At 70.7% G+C, this 20,144-nt stretch carries 20 protein-coding genes and 3 pseudogenes; 16 read left to right on the forward strand and 7 right to left on the reverse strand.

Going from position 1 to position 20,144, the window contains the following annotated elements:
* Window positions 1–227 precede the first annotated feature (227 nt).
* The 3 genes from IG08_RS55700 to IG08_RS0108030 all read left to right on the forward strand — a co-directional run bounded on the left by IG08_RS55700 (window position 228) and on the right by IG08_RS0108030 (window position 3,172).
* Window positions 228–836 carry a TetR/AcrR family transcriptional regulator gene (locus tag IG08_RS55700; RefSeq protein WP_234342830.1) on the forward strand — a complete coding sequence of 203 codons (609 nt, stop codon included), beginning with the start codon at window positions 228–230 and terminating at the stop codon, window positions 834–836.
* 150 nt (window positions 837–986) lie between these two features.
* Window positions 987–1,898 carry a LysR family transcriptional regulator gene (locus IG08_RS0108025; protein WP_030598096.1) on the forward strand — a complete coding sequence of 304 codons (912 nt, stop codon included), beginning with the start codon at window positions 987–989 and terminating at the stop codon, window positions 1,896–1,898.
* 110 nt (window positions 1,899–2,008) lie between these two features.
* Complete coding sequence (locus tag IG08_RS0108030; protein ID WP_106980893.1) at window positions 2,009–3,172, forward strand: MBL fold metallo-hydrolase; 1,164 nt, start codon at window positions 2,009–2,011, stop codon at window positions 3,170–3,172.
* A gap of 22 nt (window positions 3,173–3,194) precedes the next feature.
* Here IG08_RS0108030 and IG08_RS62965 read toward each other — a convergent pair.
* The 4 genes and pseudogenes from IG08_RS62965 to IG08_RS0108040 all read right to left on the reverse strand — a co-directional run.
* Window positions 3,195–3,338: pseudogene (locus tag IG08_RS62965) on the reverse strand (zinc-binding dehydrogenase); the annotation flags it as partial.
* 56 nt (window positions 3,339–3,394) lie between these two features.
* Window positions 3,395–3,517, reverse strand: a pseudogene (locus tag IG08_RS56840) (helix-turn-helix domain-containing protein); the annotation flags it as partial.
* Between the two features lie 178 nt (window positions 3,518–3,695).
* Window positions 3,696–3,887, reverse strand: a pseudogene (locus tag IG08_RS62775) (DUF2637 domain-containing protein); the annotation flags it as partial.
* A gap of 248 nt (window positions 3,888–4,135) precedes the next feature.
* The gene (locus tag IG08_RS0108040) at window positions 4,136–5,515 is read right to left on the reverse strand and encodes a glycoside hydrolase family 43 protein (RefSeq protein WP_030598101.1); all 1,380 of its coding nucleotides are present in this window, start codon (window positions 5,513–5,515) and stop codon (window positions 4,136–4,138) included.
* Between the two features lie 239 nt (window positions 5,516–5,754).
* Here IG08_RS0108040 and IG08_RS0108045 point away from each other — a divergent pair, with 239 nt between their 5' ends.
* The 4 genes from IG08_RS0108045 (at window position 5,755) to IG08_RS0108060 (ending at window position 9,599) form a co-directional block, all read left to right on the forward strand.
* On the forward strand, window positions 5,755–7,179 hold the full coding sequence (locus IG08_RS0108045; RefSeq protein WP_030598104.1) for an amidase: 1,425 nt from the start codon (window positions 5,755–5,757) through the stop codon (window positions 7,177–7,179).
* 79 nt (window positions 7,180–7,258) lie between these two features.
* Window positions 7,259–7,477: a hypothetical protein gene (locus IG08_RS0108050; RefSeq protein ID WP_030044637.1), complete on the forward strand. Its 219-nt coding sequence runs from the start codon at window positions 7,259–7,261 to the stop codon at window positions 7,475–7,477.
* Window positions 7,478–7,611: 134 nt separating this feature from the next.
* Window positions 7,612–9,096: a flotillin family protein gene (locus IG08_RS0108055; protein WP_030598107.1), complete on the forward strand. Its 1,485-nt coding sequence runs from the start codon at window positions 7,612–7,614 to the stop codon at window positions 9,094–9,096.
* Window positions 9,097–9,152: 56 nt separating this feature from the next.
* A complete protein-coding gene (locus IG08_RS0108060; protein WP_030598110.1) occupies window positions 9,153–9,599 on the forward strand; it encodes a type II toxin-antitoxin system PemK/MazF family toxin in 447 nt (148 codons plus the stop codon).
* Here IG08_RS0108060 and IG08_RS0108065 read toward each other — a convergent pair.
* Window positions 9,584–10,435, reverse strand: a complete 852-nt coding sequence (locus tag IG08_RS0108065; protein WP_030598113.1) for a TIGR02452 family protein — start codon at window positions 10,433–10,435, stop codon at window positions 9,584–9,586. The two genes, IG08_RS0108060 and IG08_RS0108065, sit on opposite strands and share 16 nt — an antisense overlap.
* 290 nt (window positions 10,436–10,725) lie before the next feature.
* Between IG08_RS0108065 and egtA the strand changes: the two genes are divergently transcribed.
* From egtA to IG08_RS0108090, 5 genes are all read left to right on the forward strand, one after another.
* Window positions 10,726–12,030 carry an ergothioneine biosynthesis glutamate--cysteine ligase EgtA gene (gene egtA, locus IG08_RS0108070; RefSeq protein ID WP_030598116.1) on the forward strand — a complete coding sequence of 435 codons (1,305 nt, stop codon included), beginning with the start codon at window positions 10,726–10,728 and terminating at the stop codon, window positions 12,028–12,030.
* Window positions 12,027–13,346 (forward strand): ergothioneine biosynthesis protein EgtB, encoded by a 1,320-nt coding sequence (gene egtB, locus IG08_RS0108075; RefSeq protein ID WP_030598119.1) that lies wholly within the window; start codon window positions 12,027–12,029, stop codon window positions 13,344–13,346. The genes egtA and egtB overlap by 4 nt, the downstream gene beginning before the upstream one ends.
* Window positions 13,346–14,137, forward strand: coding sequence for an ergothioneine biosynthesis protein EgtC (gene egtC, locus IG08_RS0108080; protein WP_030598122.1), 792 nt, complete (start codon window positions 13,346–13,348; stop codon window positions 14,135–14,137). The genes egtB and egtC overlap by 1 nt, the downstream gene beginning before the upstream one ends.
* Window positions 14,134–15,096, forward strand: coding sequence for an L-histidine N(alpha)-methyltransferase (egtD, locus tag IG08_RS0108085; RefSeq protein ID WP_030598126.1), 963 nt, complete (start codon window positions 14,134–14,136; stop codon window positions 15,094–15,096). The genes egtC and egtD overlap by 4 nt, the downstream gene beginning before the upstream one ends.
* A gap of 82 nt (window positions 15,097–15,178) precedes the next feature.
* Window positions 15,179–15,394: a dodecin gene (locus IG08_RS0108090; protein ID WP_030598129.1), complete on the forward strand. Its 216-nt coding sequence runs from the start codon at window positions 15,179–15,181 to the stop codon at window positions 15,392–15,394.
* Window positions 15,395–15,409: 15 nt separating this feature from the next.
* Here IG08_RS0108090 and IG08_RS0108095 read toward each other — a convergent pair whose 3' ends face one another.
* Together IG08_RS0108095 and IG08_RS0108100 are read right to left on the reverse strand one after the other, a co-directional pair.
* Entirely contained in the window at window positions 15,410–15,901 is a 492-nt protein-coding gene (locus tag IG08_RS0108095; RefSeq protein WP_030598132.1) for a phosphatase domain-containing protein, read from the reverse strand.
* Window positions 15,902–15,923: 22 nt separating this feature from the next.
* A complete protein-coding gene (locus tag IG08_RS0108100; protein ID WP_030598133.1) occupies window positions 15,924–16,757 on the reverse strand; it encodes an alpha/beta fold hydrolase in 834 nt (277 codons plus the stop codon).
* 182 nt (window positions 16,758–16,939) lie between these two features.
* On the opposite strand from IG08_RS0108100, the gene IG08_RS0108105 reads away from it, so the two are divergent.
* The 4 genes from IG08_RS0108105 (at window position 16,940) to IG08_RS0108120 (ending at window position 20,067) form a co-directional block, all read left to right on the forward strand.
* Window positions 16,940–18,142 (forward strand): right-handed parallel beta-helix repeat-containing protein, encoded by a 1,203-nt coding sequence (locus tag IG08_RS0108105; protein ID WP_030598136.1) that lies wholly within the window; start codon window positions 16,940–16,942, stop codon window positions 18,140–18,142.
* 55 nt (window positions 18,143–18,197) lie between these two features.
* Window positions 18,198–18,635: a (2Fe-2S) ferredoxin domain-containing protein gene (locus tag IG08_RS0108110; protein WP_030598139.1), complete on the forward strand. Its 438-nt coding sequence runs from the start codon at window positions 18,198–18,200 to the stop codon at window positions 18,633–18,635.
* A 77-nt stretch (window positions 18,636–18,712) separates the two neighbouring features.
* Window positions 18,713–18,883, forward strand: a complete 171-nt coding sequence (gene rpmF, locus IG08_RS0108115) for a 50S ribosomal protein L32 (protein ID WP_030598140.1) — start codon at window positions 18,713–18,715, stop codon at window positions 18,881–18,883.
* A gap of 5 nt (window positions 18,884–18,888) precedes the next feature.
* A complete protein-coding gene (locus IG08_RS0108120) occupies window positions 18,889–20,067 on the forward strand; it encodes a GTP-binding protein (RefSeq protein WP_030598143.1) in 1,179 nt (392 codons plus the stop codon).
* Window positions 20,068–20,144: the final 77 nt, after the last annotated feature.

Raw genomic sequence — 20,144 nt, forward strand, 5'->3', positions numbered from 1 at the left:
TGTGTTGCCGATGCGGCTGCGGTGACGCTTCAACAGCGGGTGGGAAGGGTGCCGACGCGGCGAAAAAAGGGGGCGGGAAGTCCGTCCGGTGGACGTCGGCGGCTCGACGTAACCGTGCTGGTGCCGACGGAGGCAGGCTCCGACCAGCAGCGGTACTGTACCGTACAGTACTGTCGTGTTCCATGGATGAGCAAGAGGCGGCTTATACGATGTCGGCCGTGCAGAGGATGAAGGCCGCGGACCGCCGAAAGCTGATCCTGCGTGCGGCGGGCGAGCTGTTCCTCGACAGGGGCTACTCCGGCGTCACGATGGAGGATGTGCTGACGGAGGTCGGCGGCTCCAAGGCGACGCTCTACCGGCACTTCGCGGACAAGGCCGAGCTCTTCCAGGCCGCGGTGGAGGCCCTGTGCGACGAGTGGTCCAAGCCGGTGCACTCCTTCACACCCCCCAGCGCCGACCTCACCGAGACACTCACGGCCCTGGGCGGACACTTCGCCGCCCTGGTACTCACCCCTCAGGCCATCGCCCTGCACCGGCTGGTCACCGCGGAGGCGGAACGCATGCCGGAGGTGGGCCGGGCCTTCTTCGAGCACGGCCCCGCGGCCGGCCAGGGCGTGCTGGCCAAGTGCCTGCAACAGGCCCACGATGCCGGTGAGATCGAGGTCGCCCACCCCGTACGGGCGGCGGCACAGCTCTACCAGGCGATGCTGGGCGACGCCCAGATGCGACTGCTGACCAACTCCCCGCACAAACCCGACGACGCGGAGATCGAGGAGAGCATCTCCCTGGCGGTCCGGGTGTTCCTGCACGGTACGACCCCTGGCATTCGACGGTAGGGACACCGCCCGTCCGACCCTCGCGAGGAGCGGGCACCTCTGTTAGCGTGCAACTAGAACGTTTAAGTTCAGAGATCGTCGCACCATCTCGCAACGCATGTCCGCCCTGGCCGGAGGGACGCCCGAGCCATGGGAGGCTGGAGGAGTTCCATGGACCGCATGCTCTTGATGCGCAGCTTCGTCACCGTCGCGCAGATCGGCAGTTTCAGTGGAGCCGCCCGGACACTGGGCTCGTCGGGCTCCCTCGTCTCCCGTCATGTCGCGGAGCTGGAGCGGCAGATCGGTGTCCGGCTGGTCAACCGCACGTCCCGCTCGGTCAGCCTCACCGAACCCGGTCTGCGCTACTCCGAGTTCGCCGCCCGCATCCTCGCCGAGGTCGAGGCGGAAGAGGCCGAGATCTCGCAGCAGCACGACCGGGCGGAAGGTCAACTGAGCGTCGTCTGCCCCAAGTGGATCGGGAGTCTCGACGTCGGGGACGCGATCGCCGCGTTCGCCGCCGCGCATCCGAAGATCGCCGTGCGGTTCGAGCTGGGCGGACTGTCTGAACGCACCTACGACTTCCTGGACAGTGGATTCGACGTCGCCCTGCACACCCGGGACCTACGGGACTCCAGGGTGCACCTCAAGAAGATCGCCTCTCTCCCCTTCGCTCTGTGCGCGTCGGAGGAGTACGTCGAACGGCACGGTTCCCTCCACCGCCCCAACGACCTGGCCGCACACGACTGCCTGGTGCACGTGAACGAACCCGTGTGGCGCCTCGGACACGGCTCCACCTCGACGCTGCACAAGATCCGTAACGTGGTCTTCTCCTCGAACTCCTACATCGCCCTGCAGAAGGCCGCCGTCCAGGGCCGCGGCATCGCCCTGCTCCCCCAGCGCTCGGCCTACGAGGATCTCGTGTCCGGCGCGCTGCGGGTCCAACTCCCTCAAGTCCCCGTGCCCGACCGGCCGTTGTACGCGATCTACGGGCCGTGCCGGACGGTGCCGCGGAAGATCGTCGCCCTGCTCGAGTTCCTGACGCGCTGGTTCAAGGAGCATCCGATTCCGGTGATCGGAACCTGAAGTTCCGAAAACGTCACCTTAGTGTGCGTGACGTGGTCTCCCCTCTCGTGCGCGGCGGCGGGCAGCATTCCGGCCCTCGTCACATCCCGTTCGCGAGGAGCCGCCCCGTCATGTGCCCCACCACAGAGAACGATCCGTCGGTCCGAGACCTGGCGGCCACCTCGCCGCGGGGAGAGGCGCAGGGCACGTCCCGCAGAGCGGTCCTGGGTGCCTTCGCCGCCTCCGCCGTGGTGGCCACGCCGCTGTTGGCGACGACACAGGCTTCTGCGGCGGCGGAGACTTCCAGCTCGGCCCTGTCCCTCGTTCTCCTGGGCACCAACGGCGGTCCACCGCCGTTGGCGAACCGGTACGGCATCTCCTCCGCCCTCGTCGTCAACGGCAGGACCTATGTCGTCGACTGCGGTCGCGGAGCGGTGACCCAGTACCTGCGCGCAGGACTGTCGATGCCTTCGCTGGCCGGCATCTTCCTGACCCATCTGCACGCCGACCACGTGGTCGACTACTACTCGTTCCCCCTGCTGGCCGCCGGGGCATCCGGGGACCAGGGTTTCCAGGAACCGGTGGCCGTGTACGGTCCCGGCCCCGCGGGCATCCCCTCCACCGTGGCAGGCGCCCCCGGTGCCGTGCCGGGCACCGTCGCGATGACGAAGCTGGCCGGGCAGACCTACGCCGCCTCCCCCACCTTCTTCATGACCGAACACGCCGGCATCGACCCGGCCACACTGCTGGACGTTCACGACGTACTGCCACCGGCCGCGACCGCCGCCTCCGCGACGAACACCGCGCCCGCCATGCGGCCGTTCACCGTCATGGAGAACGACGACGTCAAGGTCACTGCCGTCCTCGTCCCGCACGGCGCCGTGTTCCCCGCCTACGCCTACCGCTTCGACACCGACCACGGCAGCGTCGTCTTCTCCGGAGACACGGCGCCCTCCCCCAACGTCATCACGCTGGCCCGGAACGCGGACGTACTGGTGCACGAGGCCCTCTATCCCGAAGGGCTGGCCGGCCTGGGCCTGCCGCAGTCCCTCATCGACCACATCCTGGCCACGCACACCGACGTGGCGGAACTCGGCAGGATCGCAGCCGAGGCCGACGTCGGAGCGCTGGTCGCCACCCACCTCGGGCCGGGAGACCCGGCCGCCGTCTCCGACGCGACGTGGCGCCGCCTGCTGCGCGACAGCGCACACCGCGTTGACTACGGGGGTCGCATGCTTCTGGGCACGGACCTGATGCACCTCCCCATGCACCGGAACCCGACCCGCCGGGGATGAGACAGCAGGCCGGGCTTCGGGCTCAGCGGAAGGTCTGCACGAGCTTGCCTCGGACATGCCGGCCGGCCAACTCACTCAGGGCCGCCGGGACCTCGGTAAGCGTGACGGTCCTGGACAGCATCGGGTCCAGGTGGCCGTCCGCGACCAGCGTCAGCAGCTCGCCGAGCTTGTGGACAGGTCGGCGTGGGCGCGCGCGTCGCCGTGACCATGGGCGGCCCCGAGAGCAAAGCGGGCGTCCTCGCGGGCGCGCACGGCGTCATTGAAGACGGCGCGGGCGCACCCGAACGCCCTGGCCGGCGCGAGGCGTTGGCCCGGATCCGGGTACAGCCTGAAGGCGTACCGAATCCCCGCTCACCAGCATCGCGCTCCGCATAACGGCGTGCGCAGGGCCGCGATGGACGTTCTGCTCGTCGGTAGGCGCAAGCCCATCGTTCAGGGACACCCATGCCGGTGCGGCCGCGATGTTTGCAGCCAGGGAGACAGCGATTCTCAGCAAGAAGGCCAACCAGATGGCCCATCGGGCCCGGCGTGTGGCAAGCCCCGATGGCTTCAGGAGGCCGATCGTGGCCAGGAGCAGCAGGCCGTCCACCGAAAGGGGCCACAACGAAGCGCTCACTGGGTCCGCTCCGCCTTGCCGCGCCAACTCCCGCTGATGCACGTATGAGCGTAGGCCGCGACCCCTGCGACGACGAGCGCACACAGGGGTCGCAGCCACACTTCGAGATCCACTACGCGGCGGCCGGCAGGGAGTTCCGCTTCTCCGAGCCGCCTCATCCGGCCCTCACCGGTGGCACTCCGCCCCTAGCCAGCCCGGCAGTCCCACGCTCACTGCCAGCTGAGCGACACACCCCAGCCAGCAAGGTCATTGCACATCTATTGCGCATTTGGCCGGGAATTCCAGGGAAATGGAGGGAAGTATTCCACGGCCTTCAGCGCAACCGCCCAGGTCAGCACATGTGCAGCTCAGGCCCAGGCCGTCACCGGCACGAACGAACTGTCCTGCCGGAACAGCGCCGTCCCGTCCGACCGCGCCACCTGCAGTTGGTAGTTGTAGTGCCGCAGGTAGTACCCGGGGTAGTTGTACGACTCGAAGCGGATCGAGCCCGAAGTCGTGCCCGTGCGGGCGATGAACGTCGCGTCCTTGGCGAACGTCGTCGTGCCGTCGTTCGCGTCGAAGCGGGCCCGGAAGTCCCAGTGGCGCAGGTAGTTGCCGGAGGAGTCACGGAAGGAGTAGCCGTTGGAGTCGGCGAGGCCCGCGACCACGGTGAAAGTGGACGCCGTCTTCTCGGCGGTGGTGCTGGAGCCGGTCACCACCGGCAGGTTGAGCAGGGAGGACTGCGCCTGCCAGTAGCGGGTGGAGTAGTTGGCCGACTGGAAGGAGCGGGTGACGTTCTTCGACAGGGTCGGGCCGCCCGACACCGTCTCCTTGATCACCGTGAAGTGGCGGGCCGTCCCGGAGATGACGGGCAGGGCGGTCGGCGCGGACCACGTCGCGAAGGTGTCGTAGCTGTCGCTGTAGTAGTAGGTGCCGTCGCCGTAGCCGTCGAAGAAGATCCGCCAGCCGCCGTTGTCGAGCTGCACCAGCGCCGGGCCCTCGCGGTAGCTGCCCCAGCCGGCCCAGTCGCCCGTCCTGCTGATCGTGTAGGGGCCGGTGAGGCTGGTGGCCGTCGCGTACTCGATGTACTTCGCCGTCTCGTTCTTCGTGAAGGCGTGGTAGGTCGAGCCGATCTTCACGATGTAGGTGTCGATGTGGTTGCTGCCGATGCCGGACAGGGCGACGGGTGAACTCCAGGCCGTGAGCGCGGAGTTCGTCGCCTTCAGCAGGTACGGCGTGAAGATCCACTCGTCGCTCGTGAGCGAGCAGGACACGATGACGTTCACGCTGCCGTCGCTGTCGACGAACCACTCCGGCGCCCAGGCGCGGGACAGGTTCGTGATCGGCACCGTGTAGTCGTACAGGAAAGTCCAGTTGACCCGGTCGGAGCTGCGGGCGAAGCCGATGGTCGTGCTGACGTCCTGCCAGGTGTGGGTGGTGTAGGTGATGTAGTAGTAGCCGTTGGTGTGCTTGAAGACGCTCGCGTCGCGGATTCTGTTGCTCGGCGGCGTGTAGGCCGAGGACTGGACCAGGCGGAAGTCGATGGCGTCGTCCGACTGGTAGACGTTCACCGTGCCGTCGTTGCTGTTGAGGAACGGCACGATCGTGTAGCGGGTGGCGGAGCCGCTCGGCGGAGCGGCGGCCAGGGCCGTGCCGGGCAGCTCGCCCAGCAGTACCACCGAGGCGGGCAGCGCAGCCATGGCGCGCAGCAGAGTACGGCGGGACGGCGTGGGGGGTCGTGTGGTCACGGGCGGCTCTCCCTCGGACAAAAACACGGCTCTGACGTGCGAAATACCGAACGAGGTTCGGGAAGTCGATCAGAAGGTAGAGCTGAGGCTGAAGCTCGTCAATGGTTTGCGCACGACCTGGTGAGCACTGTGGGAATGCTGTGGCGCGCCCGGAACCGCCGCTCCGGCCAGGGACGTTCCGTCGCACGCCCTTCGGACGTTACCGTTCGGTAGGCAACGTCCTCCCGGAGGTGTCCCGCATGATGCCCGACCGTTCCGCAGGCCTGGTGGAGTCCGCCCGTGCGCTGGCTGCCGGGGAGGTGACGTCCCGGGCGCTCGTGGAGCAGGCCCTGGCACGGATCGACGCCACGCAGGGTTCCCTGAACGCCTTCCGGATCGTACGGGCGGAGGCGGCGCTCGCCGAGGCGGAGGCCGCCGACAAGGAACTCGCCGCCGGGACACGGAAACCGCTGCTCGGCGTGCCCGTGGCCGTGAAGGACGACATGGACGTGGCGGGCGAGCCGACCGCCTTCGGGTGCCGCGGGGAGTACCCGCCGGTCGCCGAGGACGGGGAAGCCGTACGGCGGCTGCGAGCGGCCGGGGCCGTGATCGTCGGCAAGACCAACACCTGCGAGTTCGGGCAGTGGCCGTTCACCGAGGGGCCCGCCTTCGGCGCGACCCGCAATCCGTGGAGCGCGGAGCACACGCCGGGCGGCTCGTCGGGCGGTTCGGCGGCCGCCGTCGCCGCCGGTCTGGTGCCGGCCGCGCTCGGTTCGGACGGCGCCGGTTCGGTACGGATCCCGGCCTCCTGGACCCACCTGATCGGCATCAAACCGCAGCGCGGCCGCATCTCCACCTGGCCGCGCGGCGAGTCCTTCCAGGGCATCACGGTCAACGGCACGCTGGCCCGTACGGTCGCCGACGCGGCCCTGCTGCTCGACGCGGCGAGCGGCAACCACGAGCGTGACCCGCACCGTCCGCCGGCCGTCGACGCCTCGGAGGCGGTGGGCCGCGACCCCGGACGGCTGCGCATCGCGCTCTCCCTGAAGCCCCCGTTCACCGCCCTGCCCGCACGCCTTCAACCTGAGGTCCAAAAGCAGGTGCTCCAACTCGCCGAGAAACTCAGCGCGTTGGGGCACTTTGTCGAGGAGGCCGACCCGCCGTACGGCCAGATCGGGCTCACCTTCATCCCCCGCGCCACCGTCGGCCTCGCCGAGCGCGTCCGCGAGGCGCCCTTCCCCGCGCTCCTCGATCGCCGCACCCGTGACGCCGCCCGCCTGGGCGGCCTGTTGGGCGGGGCCCCGCTGCGGGCGGCGCGGCGGGCGGAGGCGGTCCTGCACCGCCGTATCGGCGGGTTCTTCACGTCGTACGACGTCGTCCTCGCGCCGACAACGGCCGCTCCCCCGCCGCGCATCGGCTCCATGCTCGGGCTGAGCGGGCTGGCCACCGACCGGGCCATGATCGCGGCCTGCCCCTACGCCTGGCCGTGGAACGTGCTGGGCTGGCCCGGCGTCAACGTGCCCGCCGGTTTCGTCGACGGCGGACTGCCCGTCGGCGCCCAGCTGCTCGGGCCGGCGAACAGCGAGCCCCTGCTGCTGTCGCTCGCCGCGCAGCTGGAGGCGGAGCTGCGCTGGCACGAGGCCTGGCCGGCGCAGGCGGTCGCCTCGGATTCCCCGGCCGCGTAAGACCGTTCGGAGGCACAGGACATTCGGCTGCAGGAGACGGTTCGGCTGCATGAGACCGTTCGGCCCGTACCCTGTGACCATGGACGATGCGTCGATGGTCGGGCTCATGGGGCGGGTCACGGGGACGATCGGGCCGGGGCTCGTCGGCGAGGTGATCGTCCGGGTGCGCGGTGGCGCCGAGCACTTCCTCGCCTACCCCGCCTCCGGCACGGACCGCATCGAGCGGGGCACGGTGGTGATGGTGGTGGAGTACCTGCCGCCGAGAACGGTCTACGTCCAGGCGGCATACGACAGTTGAGCTCGCTCCGGCGCAGGTGAGAGCCGTATGCGTCAAGGTTTCGACAAGGTTGCGCAAGCGTCTGTACCCCGGCCCCGCACAGGCGCACACTCCCTTTCGTTCGGTGCCGAAAGGGCACCATGCAAAGGGGGCGTATGCCGATGGTTGTCGGCGTCGTTGCGGGGGTGGCAGTCGCTGCCGTCCTCGTTCTCATCGGTCTGTTCAAGTTGATGTGGCGGGTCGCGGAACCCAACGAGGCGCTCATCATCTCCGGTTCCAAGCACAAGACGGAGGGCCTCGGCGAGGGCATGGGTTTCCGCATCGTCACGGGGCGCGGCACGCTTGTGCTGCCCGGTGTGCAGGCGGTACGCAAGCTCTCGCTGGACCTGAACGAGACCGAGTTGCTGGTGGAGTGTGTGACCACCCAGGGCATTCCGCTGAAGGTGCGGGGCGTGGTCATCTTCAAGGTGGGCGACGACTTCGTGTCGATCGCCAACGCGGGGCGTCGCTTTCTGGACCAGCAGAAGATGATGTCGGAGCGCGTGCACAACGTGTTCGCCGGTCATCTGCGGTCCATCGTCGGCGGGTTGACGGTCGAGGACATGATCCGCGACCGGGAGAAGCTCACCGGGCAGACCCGGGCCGCGTGCGGCACGGAGATGGAGAAGCTCGGCCTGATCGTCGACTCGCTGCAGATCCACGAGATCGAGGACCCGACCGGGTACATCAAGAACCTCGCCATGCCGCACGCCGCCGCCGTCCAGCGGGACGCGCGGATCGCGCAGGCCGAGTCCAACCGGCTGGCCACGGAGGCCGAGCAGCAGTCGTTCGCGCGGATGGCGCAGGCCACCCGGGACAGCGAGATCCTCCAGGCCGGCTACCAGGCCGAGCGCGACAAGGCCGGTGCCTCGGCCCGGCAGGCGGGACCGCTCGCCGACGCCGCGGCCCGGCAGGAGGTCGTCGTCCAGGAGACCCGGGTCGCCGAACTCGAGGCGCACCGGCGGGAGCAGCAGCTCCAGGCGGACGTCCGCAAGCCCGCGGACGCCAAGGCCTACGAGAAGCGCACGCTCGCCGAGGCAGAACGCGATGTCCGCATCTCGGCGGCGCAGGCCAAGGCGAAGGAGACCGAGCTCGCGGCCGCGGCCGAGGCGACCCGGGTCAAGACGGCCGCGGGGGCCGAGGCCGAGGCGACCAAGACGCGGGGTGCCGCCGCCGCCACGGCGACCAGGGCGACGGGTGAGGCCGAGGCCGCCGCCGCGCAGGCCAAGGGTCTGGCGGAGGCTGAGGCCACCAAGGCCCAGGGGCTCGCGGAGGCGGAGGCCATCAAGGCCCGGGCCGCCGCCCTGGCCGAGAACCAGGAGGCCGTCGTCGCCCAGCAACTCGCCGAGAACTGGCCGGAGATCGTCAAGGCCGGTGCGTCCGCGTTCGGCAGCGTCGACAACATGGTGGTGCTCAACGGGGCCGACGGCATGGCGGAGATGCTGGCCAAGGCGCTCACCATGGGCGGCACCGGACTGGGTCTGGCGCGTCAGCTGCTGTCGTCCATGAACCAGAACGGCCAGACCCCGAACGGGACTTCGCCGCTCAACGGGATCGCGACGCCGCCGCAGCAGCAGAAGGTGCCGGTGGACGACAAGTAGGGCCTGCTCACAGGCCGGTGATCCACACTCACGGGGGCAGCCTCTAAGGTGCCCCCGTGACTGCGTTTACCGATGAGAACGTCCCGGGCCGGTTCGGCCCCACCGCGACCACCGAGGCCGACCCCCGCGAGGTCGGCCGCGTGCGCACCGAGTACTCGCCCGCGCACGACGGCGACCCCGATCCCGGCGAGATCGTGTGGACCTGGGTGCCCTTCGAGGAGAACGACGGCCGGGGCAAGGACCGCCCGGTGCTCGTCGTCGCCCGCGAGCCTCGCGGCACCTTCCTCGCCGTGCAGCTGTCGAGCAAGCGACACGACGCCGACCGGGAGTGGGTCGCGATCGGCAGCGGGCCGTGGGACAAGACCGGGCGGGACTCCTGGGTGGACGTCGACCGCATCCTGCGGTTGCACGAGGACGGCATGCGCCGCGAGGCGTGCGCCCTGGACCGAGGCAGGTTCAACCTGGTCAGGCAGCGCCTCCACGAGCGCTACGGCTGGACCTGAGCCGCCTTCTGGACCTGAAACGCCGTCTCGAAGGCACCCCGCACCACCGCACCCCGCGTACGGTCCAGCACCCCGAACACCACCTGCTCGAAGGCCCCGGCGAACCGTCCGCCGGGCCCGAGCAGCACCCGGAACGCCCCCGCGACCTGCGCCGGATCGTTCTGGAACACCCCGCAGCCCCAGGCGCCCAGCACCAGCCGCCGGTACCCGTGGGCCGCGGCCGTCTCCAGCACCCGCTCCGCGCGTACCGCGAGGGCCCGCGGCAGCTCGCCCGCGCGCTCCGGCGCCGTACGCAGCACCACTCCGGCGTTCGGCGCGGCGGAGGTCAGGAATCCGGCGGTGTACGGCTCGTCCAGGAGTCTGCCGCGGTCGTCGCGGAAGACGGGCACGGCCGGTGAGTGGATGACACGGTCCGTGTAGAACGGGTCGCGGTGGGCGCGGTGATGGTCGTAGAACGCGCGGGCCGTGAGCAGGCACGTGTACAGCGCGGAGGCGCGGCACAGGGCCTCCTCCTGCGCCTGGGCGCCGTTGAGGTAGCCGCCGCCCGGGTTGCGGGCCGAGGAGAAGTTCAGGACGGCGACGGGCCCGGCGAGCCGGCGTGCAGCTTCCAGGCTGCTCTCGCCCGTGACCTCGAAGGACGTCTCCACCAGCGAGACCGGAGAGACCGACGGGACCGACGGGACCTCGACCGGCCCCGGCCCGTACATCCGCGTGCCGTCCCGCGCTGCTTCGATCGCCGCCACGAGCGGCACCTCGCGCCCGTCCGGCGCACGGTAGAACCCCGCCGCGACGATCCGCTCCGTCTCCTGCGCGACACCGCGTAGACGCGCGCTCACGGCGACACCCCCGTGGACGCCGTCCGCGCGCGTCGCGCGGCCTCCCCCGTCGTGCTCATGCACGCATCGTGAGCGATGCTGGTGATGCGGTGCAACAGAGTTTCCCGGCGCCCCGCACCTTCGGAAAACGCCTCGAAAACAACCGGGAAACGGAGATCCACGGCCCCTAATGCGGCGATGTGCCCCCTTGTGCGGAACGGCACGAGGGTCTTGGGTGGGACGAGCGTTGCCTGTCCGGCCCACCCAAGACCCGGGCCGGTGGCATGGTGGAATCTCAGGAGGATCCCGACATGTCCGATTCGGTAAGTGGCTGTACGGAGCCCCGCACCGGAATCCCCGAGGCCGAGCTTGAGGCTCTGGTCCGGGGCATCTGTTTCAAGACCGGTCCACCCCGCCGACTCGGCGTCGAGGTGGAATGGCTCGTCCACGAGCTGCGCACACCGCAGCTCCCCGTGACACCCGAACGACTGGCGGCGGCCTACGCCGCACTGCGGACCGTGCCCCTGGACTCGGCGCTCACCGTCGAACCCGGCGGCCAGCTGGAGCTGAGCTCGCAGCCCGCCGACTCCCTGATGGAGTGCATCGGCACCGTCTCCGCCGACCTCGCCGCCGTCCGCGCGGCCCTCGCCGAGCACGGTCTCGGCCTCGCCGGCATCGGCCAGGATCCCTGGCACCCGCCCCGCCGGTTCCTGCACGAGCGGCGCTACGACGCCATGGAGACCTGCCTCGACCGCACCGGCCCGGCCGGCCGCGCCATGATGTGCACCTCGGCCTCCGTCCAGGTCTGCCTGGACGCCGGGTACGAGGAGCCCGGCCCGCTCGGACTCGGGCGGCGCTGGTGGCTGGCGCACCAGCTGGGCGCGGTCCTGGTGGCCGCCTTCGCCAACTCCCCGATGGCCGGCAACGAGCCCACGGGCTGGCTCTCCACCCGGCAACTGCTGTGGGTGGAGATCGGCACCGGCCGGGCGGGCGGACCCGCGCTGGACACCGACCCGCGCGAGGCCTGGACGCGGCACGTCCTGGACGCACCGGTGATGTGCATACGGCAGGACAGCGGGCCCTGGGACGTCCCGGAGGGGCTCACCTTCCGGGAGTGGGTCAGATCGGGAGTGCCCAGGCAGCCGACCCGGGAGGATCTCGACTACCACGTCTCGACGCTGTTCCCGCCGGTCAGACCGCGTGGCCATCTCGAACTGCGCATGATCGACGCCCAGCCCGGCGACGACGGCTGGATCGTGCCGCTCGCCGTGACGACGGCGCTCTTCGAGGACCCGGGGGCCGCCGAGACCGCCTACCGGGCGGTGAAGCCGCTGGCCGAGCGCGCCCTGTCGCTGCCCGCGCCGCACAACCCGCTGTGGATCGACGCGGCCCGGCACGGGCTGGCCGACCCCGAGCTGCACGAGGCGGCGATCGCCTGCTTCGCGGCCGCCCTGGAGGCCCTGCCCCGCCTCGGCGCCGCCACCGAGGTCACGGACGCCGTCTCGGCGTACCAGGACCGCTATGTGATCCGGGGCCGCTGCCCCGCCGACGACCTGCTGGACCGGGTGCACGGCACGGACCGTCGCCACCCGCACGGGAAGGACATCCGCACATGACCGACCCCGACCTCGATGTCGAGGCGTTCCGGAAACGGGCGCTGACCACCCTCGTCACCGCCCGGGACCGCACGACGCTCCTCACCTCCTGTGTGGAGGAGCCCGACCTCACCGCCCAGCACTCACCGCTCATGTCGCCGCTCGTGTGGGACCTCGCGCACATCGGCAACCAGGAGGAGCAGTGGCTGCTGCGGACCGTCGCAGGGCAGGAGGCGATACGGCCCGAGATCGACGGCATCTACGACGCCTTCGAGCACCCGCGCGCCGAACGCCCCTCCCTGCCCCTGCTGCCGCCCGCCGAGGCCCGCCGGTACGCGGCGGATGTGCGGGGCCGGGCCCTGGACGTGCTGGAGAGCACCGCGTTCCACGGGACGCGGCTCACGGAGGCCGGGTTCGCCTTCGGGATGATCGCGCAGCACGAACAGCAGCACGACGAGACGATGCTGATCACCCATCAGCTCCGCAGGGGCCCCCAGGCCCTGACCGCCCCGGACCCGGAGCCCGCACCCCTGTTCACGGGTCCGGCCGAAGTCCTCGTCCCCGGCGGCCCGTTCACGATGGGCACCTCGTCCGAGCCGTGGGCCCTGGACAACGAAGGCCCGGCGCACCGACGCGAGGTGGCGCCCTTCCACATCGACACGACTCCGGTCACGAACGGCGCGTACAAGGCGTTCATCGAGGACGGCGGCTACGACGACGAGCGCTGGTGGACGCCTGCGGGCTGGGCACACATCCGCCAACACTCCATCCACGCACCGCTGTTCTGGCGCCGCGACGGCAAGCACTGGCTGCGGCGCCGCTTCGGCGTCACCGAGGTCGTGCCGGCCGACGAGCCGGTGGTGCACGTGTGCTGGTACGAGGCCGACGCCTACGCCCGCTGGGCCGGGCGCAGGCTGCCCACGGAGGCCGAGTGGGAGAAGGCGGCCCGCCACGACCCCGCCGGTGACCGCTCGATGCGCTACCCGTGGGGCGACGCCGACCCGGCGCCCGAGCACGCGAACCTCGGCCAGCGGCATCTGCGCCCGGCCCCGGCAGGAAGCTACCCGGAGGGTGAATCGCCGCTGGGTGTACGGCAGTTGATCGGTGACGTGTGGGAGTGGACGGCGAGCGACTTCCTGCCGTACCCGGGATTCAAGGCGTTCCCGTACAAGGAGTACTCGGAGGTCTTCTTCGGCCCCGACCACAAGGTGCTGCGCGGCGGTTCGTTCGCCGTGGACGCGGTGGCCTGCCGGGGCACGTTCCGCAACTGGGACTACCCGATCCGGCGGCAGATCTTCTCCGGGTTCCGCACGGCCCGTTCCGCGGGAGCCGTCTGATGTGCCGTCATCTGGCGTACCTGGGACCCGAGGAGCCGCTCGGCCGGCTCCTCGTGGAACCCCCGCACAGCCTGTACCGGCAGTCGTGGGCACCTCGACGCCAGCGGTACGGCACCGTCAACGCGGATGGTTTCGGGGTCGGTTGGTACGCCGAGGGCGATCCCGTGCCGGCTCGCTACCGCCGGGCCGGTCCCATCTGGGCGGACCTGTCGTTCGCGGACCTGGCCCGGGTCGTCCGCTCGGGGGCCGCGCTGGCCGCCGTACGGGACGCGACCCTGGCGGGTGCCGACGCGGAGGCCGCGGCGGCGCCGTACGCCACGGGCCCGTGGCTGTTCAGCCACAACGGTGCCGTGGCGGGCTGGCCCCGCTCGCTGGCCGGCCTCACCCAGACCCTGCCCCCGGCGGACCTGCTGTCGATGGAGGCCCGCAATGACTCCGCGTTCGTGTGGGCGCTGGTCCTGAACCGGCTGCGCGGCGGCGACGAGGAGGGACAGGCGCTGGCCGAGACGGTCCTGGAGGTCGCCGCGGCGGCCCCCGCCTCCCGGCTCAACCTGCTCCTGACCAACGGCGAGTCCATCGCCGCGACCGCCTGGGGCGACACCCTCTGGTACCTGTCGCGCCCGGGCCACAGCACGGTCGTGGCCTCCGAGCCCTACGACGACGATCCGCACTGGCAGGAGGTGCCCGACCGCACCCTGCTCGCGGCGAGCCGCACCGACGTACTCCTCACCCCGCTCAAGGAACCGAGCGACGCCCTGGCCCCCGCACCATCGAAGGAGCCCAGCACGTGAGTCCGTTCCTTCTCACCCGCACCCTGCCCGAGGACGCCACCGAGGCCGCGCTGCGCGCCGACGTCCTCAAGGGCCTGACCCACACGCCCAAGACGCTGCCGCCGAAGTGGTTCTACGACGCGCACGGCAGCGAACTCTTCGAGCAGATCACCGAGTTGCCCGAGTACTACCCCACCCGTGCCGAACGGGAGATCCTCGTCGACCGCTCCGGCGAGATCGCGGCGGCCACACAGGCCCGCACCCTCGTCGAGCTGGGCTCGGGGTCCTCGGAGAAGACCCGCCACCTGATCGCCGCGCTCACGGACCTGGAGATGTACGTCCCGGTCGACGTCAGCGAGAGCGCGCTCACCCAGGCCGGGCACGCACTCATCGCCGAGCGGCGCGGTCTGGACGTGCACGCGCTGATCGCCGACTTCACGGCGCGGCTGGAGCTGCCGGAGACCCCGGGTCCCCGGCTGCTGGCGTTCCTCGGCGGCACGATCGGCAACCTGCTGCCGGTCGAGCGCGCCGCGTTCCTGGCCTCCGTCCGGTCCCTGCTCTCCCCCGGCGACGCGCTGCTGCTCGGCACGGACCTGGTCAAGGACGAGAAGGTCCTGGTCAGGGCGTACGACGACGCGGCCGGAGTGACGGCCGCGTTCAACAAGAACGTCCTGGTCGTCGTCAACCGCGAGCTGGGCGCCGACTTCGATCCCGACGCCTTCGACCACGTGGCGCTGTGGGACACCGAGCACGAGTGGATCGAGATGCGGCTGCGTTCCCGTACGGAACAGACCGTGAAGATCCCGGCGCTCGATCTCGCCGTGGACTTCGCGGCGGGCGAGGAATTGCACACCGAGGTGTCGGCGAAGTTCCGGAAGGAGGGCGTCCGTGCCGAACTGTCCGCCGCGGGGCTGGAGTTGGCCCACTGGTGGACGGACGGCGAGGGCCGTTTCGCGCTGTCACTGAGCAGGGTGCGGTGACAGACGGCTCGCGCTCCACGGCAGCCTGAGGCACGGTGGAGTGACGCGTGACACAGCCGTCACCGCGGAGAGGAGCACCCGCATGTCGAACCACACGTACCGGGTCACGGAGATCGTCGGCACCTCGCCCGACAGCGTCGACCAGGCCGTGCGCAACGGGATCACCCGTGCCTCGCAGACCCTGCGCAACCTGGACTGGTTCGAGGTGACCCAGGTGCGGGGCCAGATCGAGGACGGGCAGATCCAGCACTGGCAGGTGGGCCTGAAGGTCGGCTTCCGACTGGAGGAGTCCGACTGACGTTCCACAAGACGCTCAGGTCCGCCCCTCCCGCTCCTGCGCGCTCTCCAGCGCGGCGGAAGGGGCGGTCCAGCGCGCCCGTACGACGGTGAATCCCGCCCGTTCGGCGTCCTCGCAGACCAGCTCGTCGTCGTCCACCAGCACGCGCATCTCTCGGGTACGGGCGAGCCGCTTGAGGATCTCCAGCTTGGTGCGCCGGGCGGGCCGCCGGTCGTCATTGCGCCGCATGAACACCCGCCCCTCGGGCAGCCCCTGCGCGGCGAGCCACTCCAGCGTGTCCCGACGGCAGCGCTCGGGCCGGCCGGTGAGGTAGACGACCTCGCACTCCTCGGCGCACTCCAGCACCAGCGCGATGCCCTCCGGGATCGGCGGGTCCTCGGGCGCGGCGGCGAAGAAGGCGTCCCAGTCACGCGGCTTGCGCTCCAGGAAGCGTTGCCGGTGGGACGTGTCCGCGAGGGTGTTGTCCAGGTCGAACACGGCGAGGGGACTCTTGCTGCTGTCGGTCACCCGTCCACCCTAGACAGGGGCGCTACCGCTGGTCCTGGAGGAAGGCGATGAGGGCGGCGGTGAGTTCGGCGGGGGCGTCCTCCTGGACGAGATGGCCGGCGCCGGCAATCGGTTCCAGTCGCGCACCCGGGATGCGGGCGACGAGCTCGTGTCCCTTCGCCGGGGGGATCCAGGTGTCGTCCTGGCCCCAGCACACCAGGACGGGGATGCCGATCTCGCCGTAGCGGTCCTGCACTTCGTCGGTGTGAAGCTGGTCGGCCTGGGCGATCTGCCGGTAGAAGGCCGCCTGACCCAAGTCGTCGAGCCAGGGCCTGACGAGCTGGTCCAGGACGGCGGGATGCAGGCCGGGGCTGCTGGCCGAGCCGACGTACTCGCGCACCAGAGCGCGGTGCAGTGCGGGCGGCAGTTGCTCGAAGACGTCGGAGTGCTCGCCGACGAGCCGGAAGAACGGGGAGCCCCACGGGGCCAGCGCGACCGGATCGACCAGGGCGAGTGCACGGTAGCGGGCCCCGTGCAGCAGTTGGGCCCGCAAGGAGACGGCGCCGCCGAAGTCGTGGGCCACCACCAGCGGTTGGGCGAGGCCCCAGTGGGCCAGGAGCTCGGTGAAAACTCTGCCCTGGGCCGCCAGGGAGACGTCCTGGCCCGCGAACATCTGCGACGCACCGTAGCCGGGCATGTCCCACACGAACACCTGGTACCGGTGGGCGAGCGAGCGGGCGACGGCACGCCAGACGTACGAGGAGAAGGGCGTGCCATGGAGGAGGACGACCGGATCCCGGCCGGGCTCTCCGAGGCTGTCCCAGCGGACGTCGCCGGAGGTGCTGCGGAACGTCTCGGTCAGCGGCCAATCACTCACGGGGCTGCTCCTCGGCGTAGAACGGCCCCGGCGTGCGGGTCCGGTCCGGCGGTGACCGGACCGACGGGCCCGAAACGTGACGTGGCCACGCTAGCGAACCACCAGCTCCGGGCGGGCAACCTTCGCGCCGCCGGCGGCCACTCCTGGGCGACAGAACAGTCGGTTCGAGGGCGGGAGACCCCATGCGCAACACGGCGATCTGGACGGCGGCACTGGTGGGCGCCGTGCTGGTGACGGCATTACCGGCGAGCCAGGCGTCCGCGGCGCCGACGACCCTGATCGTGGCCACGAACGGTGACGACTCCGCCCCCGGAACGCTCGCCCAGCCCCTCAGGACCATCCAGAAGGCCGTGGACCTGGCCGCCCCCGGCGACACCATCGCCGTACGCGCGGGCACCTACGCCCTCACCGACAACATCACCATCGCCACCTCGGGCACCGCGTCGCAGCCCATCTCCCTCGGTGCCTACCAGGGCGAGCGGGTCGTGATCGACGGCGAGCAGCTGGCCGCGAGCCACACCCCGGTCGGCGGCAGCATCCCCCGGGCCGAGCGCGGGGCGATCCACCAGGAGGCGTCGTACTGGCGGATCTCGGATCTGGAGATCGTGAACGGCCCCTACGGGGTGTACTGCGACGGCTGCAACGGCAGTGTCTTCGCGCGTCTGAAGACCCACGACAACTACGAGTCCGGCTTCCAGCTCCAGGGCGCCTCCAGCGACAACCAGATCCTCAACCTGGACAGTCACTCCAACCGCGACCCGCGCAAGAACGGCGAGAGCGCGGACGGTCTCGCCATCAAGGAGGGCAGCGGCACGGGCAACGTGGTGCGGGGCGCCCGTCTGTGGAACAACGTCGACGACGGCTTCGACGACTGGAAGTTCACCTCGCCCGTCCTGATCGAGAACACGGTCGCGTACGGCAACGGCTTCAACCGCTGGGACTTCCCCGACTTCGCGGGCGACGGCAACGGCTTCAAGCTCGGTGGCGGCAGCCCGGCGCCGGCGGTCGCGCACACCCTGCGGAACAGCGTCGCCTTCAAGAACGCGGCGCACGGCATCACGGACAACGGCAACACGGGCGCCCTCGCCCTGACCCGCAACACGACGTGGGCCAACGGCGGCACCGGTTTCGACGTCGACGTCTCGGGCGGTACCGCCACGCTCACGGCCAACCTGTCGGTCGCCGACACGAAAGCCGCCGCCCTCGGTTCGGCGACCGTGTCCAGCGGCAACTCATGGGATCTGGGCGGTACTTGGAACGCGTCATCGGTGCTGAGCACGGACCCGGCACCCCTCACGGCGGCACGCAAGGCCGACGGGTCCCTGCCGTCCGCGCCGTCGTTCCTCGTGCCGCGCAACGGGGCGAGCATCGGGGCGAGGTTCTGACCGGTGGAGGACCCCGCCGTGACCGGGTGATCGCCGGACACCGCATGCTTCTCCCATGCCTTCCACCCTGATCGGCGCCGCCCGGCAGCGCCCCTGCACCCTCGTCGTGTGCCGGGGCTGCTGCTGTGGCGACCCGCGCAAGCTCCCCCAGTCTCGGCTTCGCTCGACCGGGGGGACCCCCATCGGCACCGACCACGCCTGGCAGCTGGAGCGGCTGCGCGCGGCGGCGGCCGAGCACGGTTTCCAGGTGCGGACGACGGACTGCCTCGGCCCCTGCGACCAGGCCAACGTCATCGTCGTCCAGCCCTCGGCCGCGGGACGCCGGGCCGGCGGACGGGCCACCTGGGTCGGCTTCGCGATGGACGACGACTGCACGGAGGAGATCCTGCAGTGGGCGGCCGCGGGCGGGCCGGGGGTCGCCGAGCCGCCCGTCACGCTGGAGTTGCAGTTCATCCAGCCGCCGCGGGACGCGCGCGTACGGTCCCGCCGCTGACGCCCGACGGCTAATTGCTAATGGGATCCATTTTCATGTAGCGTCCTCGGTGCCCACCTACCGAGGAAGGTCCCGTCATGGCTGTTCCCAAGCGGAAGATGTCCCGCAGCAACACCCGCCACCGCCGCGCGCAGTGGAAGGCCGCCACGCCGCACCTCGTGCCGGTCACGATCGACGGCGTCGCGCACCTCGTCCCGCAGAACCTCGTCAAGGCGTACGAGCGCGGGCTGCTGCGCCCCGAGGGCTGACCGGGATGTCGTACGACCGCCTGCCCGTCACCGTCCTGTCCGGCTTCCTCGGCGCGGGCAAGACCACGCTCCTCAACCATGTCCTCGCCAACCGCGAGGGGTTGCGGGTCGCCGTCATCGTCAACGACATGAGCGAGGTCAACATCGACGCGGCACTGGTGCGCGGCGGCGAGGCCGCGCTCTCGCGGACCGAGGAACGCCTGGTCGAGATGACCAACGGCTGCATCTGCTGCACCCTGCGGGACGACCTGCTGGAGGAGGTGGACCGGCTGGCCCGCGAGGGCCGCTTCGACCACCTGCTCATCGAGTCCTCCGGCATCTCCGAACCCATGCCCGTGGCGGCCACCTTCGCCTTCGCCCGTGACGACGGCGCCACGCTCGGGGACGTGGCCCGGCTGGACACCATGGTCACCGTCGTCGACGCGGCCAACTTCCTGCCCGAGCTGGACGGTGGCGACGAACTCGCCGAGCGCGGCCTCGCCCCGTTCGAGGACGACGAACGCACCGTCAGCGATCTGCTCGTCGACCAGGTCGAGTTCGCCGACGTCATCGTGCTCAACAAACTCGACCTGGTCGACGCGGAGCCCGCGACGCGGCTGCGGGCGGCACTCACACGTCTCAACCCGGTCGCCCGGATCGTCGAGGCCACGCACGGCAAGGTGGCGCTCCAAGAGGTGCTGGGCACCCGCCTGTTCGACCTGGAGCGCGCCCAACAGGCTCCAGGCTGGGTGCAGGAGCTCAACGGCGACCACGTACCGGAGACCGAGGAGTACGGCGTCTCCTCGACCGTCTTCCACTCCCAACTGCCCTTCCACCCCGGCCGGTTGTGGACGTTCGTCACGGAGGAACTCGACGGCGGCGCCCACGGGCGGATCCTCCGCTCGAAGGGCTTCTTCACCCTGGCCAGTCGGCCCCGGGTGACGGGTCTGTGGTCCCAGGCCGGTTCGGTGGCCCGCTTCGAGCCGTCCGCAGCCCGCGACACCGACGCCCCGTACGCGCAGGAGCTGGTCTTCATCGGCACCGGCCTGGACGCGGAGGCACTGCGCACCGCCCTTTCCGGCTGCCTCATGGCGTACGGCGAGAAGCTTCCGGCCGACGACCCGTTCCCGGCCTGGGACACCTACGGCATCGACGAGGCCTGCGACCACGAGCACGCGGGCCGGCTCCAGGCCACCGCGTCCTGACTATCCTGAAGGCGGACGGTCCTGCTCGCGGCGAGCGAGAAGGGAGCCGCGTGTGGCTGAGGGGACGGTCGGTCGTA

Origin of the sequence: Streptomyces fulvoviolaceus, assembly GCF_000718165.1 — a bacterium.
In the GTDB taxonomy this organism is placed as follows: Bacteria; Actinomycetota; Actinomycetes; order Streptomycetales; family Streptomycetaceae; genus Streptomyces; species Streptomyces fulvoviolaceus.

Coding starts and splice junctions, on each gene's coding strand:
- egtB (WP_030598119.1), top strand. CDS start 12,027: ATGACCGACCCCGACCTCGATGTCGAGGCGTTCCGGAAACGGGCGCTG.
- egtA (WP_030598116.1), top strand. CDS start 10,726: ATGTCCGATTCGGTAAGTGGCTGTACGGAGCCCCGCACCGGAATCCCC.
- egtC (WP_030598122.1), top strand. CDS start 13,346: ATGTGCCGTCATCTGGCGTACCTGGGACCCGAGGAGCCGCTCGGCCGG.
- IG08_RS0108025 (WP_030598096.1), top strand. CDS start 987: ATGGACCGCATGCTCTTGATGCGCAGCTTCGTCACCGTCGCGCAGATC.
- rpmF (WP_030598140.1), top strand. CDS start 18,713: ATGGCTGTTCCCAAGCGGAAGATGTCCCGCAGCAACACCCGCCACCGC.
- IG08_RS0108030 (WP_106980893.1), top strand. CDS start 2,009: ATGTGCCCCACCACAGAGAACGATCCGTCGGTCCGAGACCTGGCGGCC.
- IG08_RS0108110 (WP_030598139.1), top strand. CDS start 18,198: ATGCCTTCCACCCTGATCGGCGCCGCCCGGCAGCGCCCCTGCACCCTC.
- IG08_RS0108120 (WP_030598143.1), top strand. CDS start 18,889: ATGTCGTACGACCGCCTGCCCGTCACCGTCCTGTCCGGCTTCCTCGGC.
- IG08_RS55700 (WP_234342830.1), top strand. CDS start 228: ATGAAGGCCGCGGACCGCCGAAAGCTGATCCTGCGTGCGGCGGGCGAG.
- IG08_RS0108045 (WP_030598104.1), top strand. CDS start 5,755: ATGATGCCCGACCGTTCCGCAGGCCTGGTGGAGTCCGCCCGTGCGCTG.
- IG08_RS0108055 (WP_030598107.1), top strand. CDS start 7,612: ATGCCGATGGTTGTCGGCGTCGTTGCGGGGGTGGCAGTCGCTGCCGTC.
- IG08_RS0108090 (WP_030598129.1), top strand. CDS start 15,179: ATGTCGAACCACACGTACCGGGTCACGGAGATCGTCGGCACCTCGCCC.
- IG08_RS0108050 (WP_030044637.1), top strand. CDS start 7,259: ATGGACGATGCGTCGATGGTCGGGCTCATGGGGCGGGTCACGGGGACG.
- IG08_RS0108105 (WP_030598136.1), top strand. CDS start 16,940: ATGCGCAACACGGCGATCTGGACGGCGGCACTGGTGGGCGCCGTGCTG.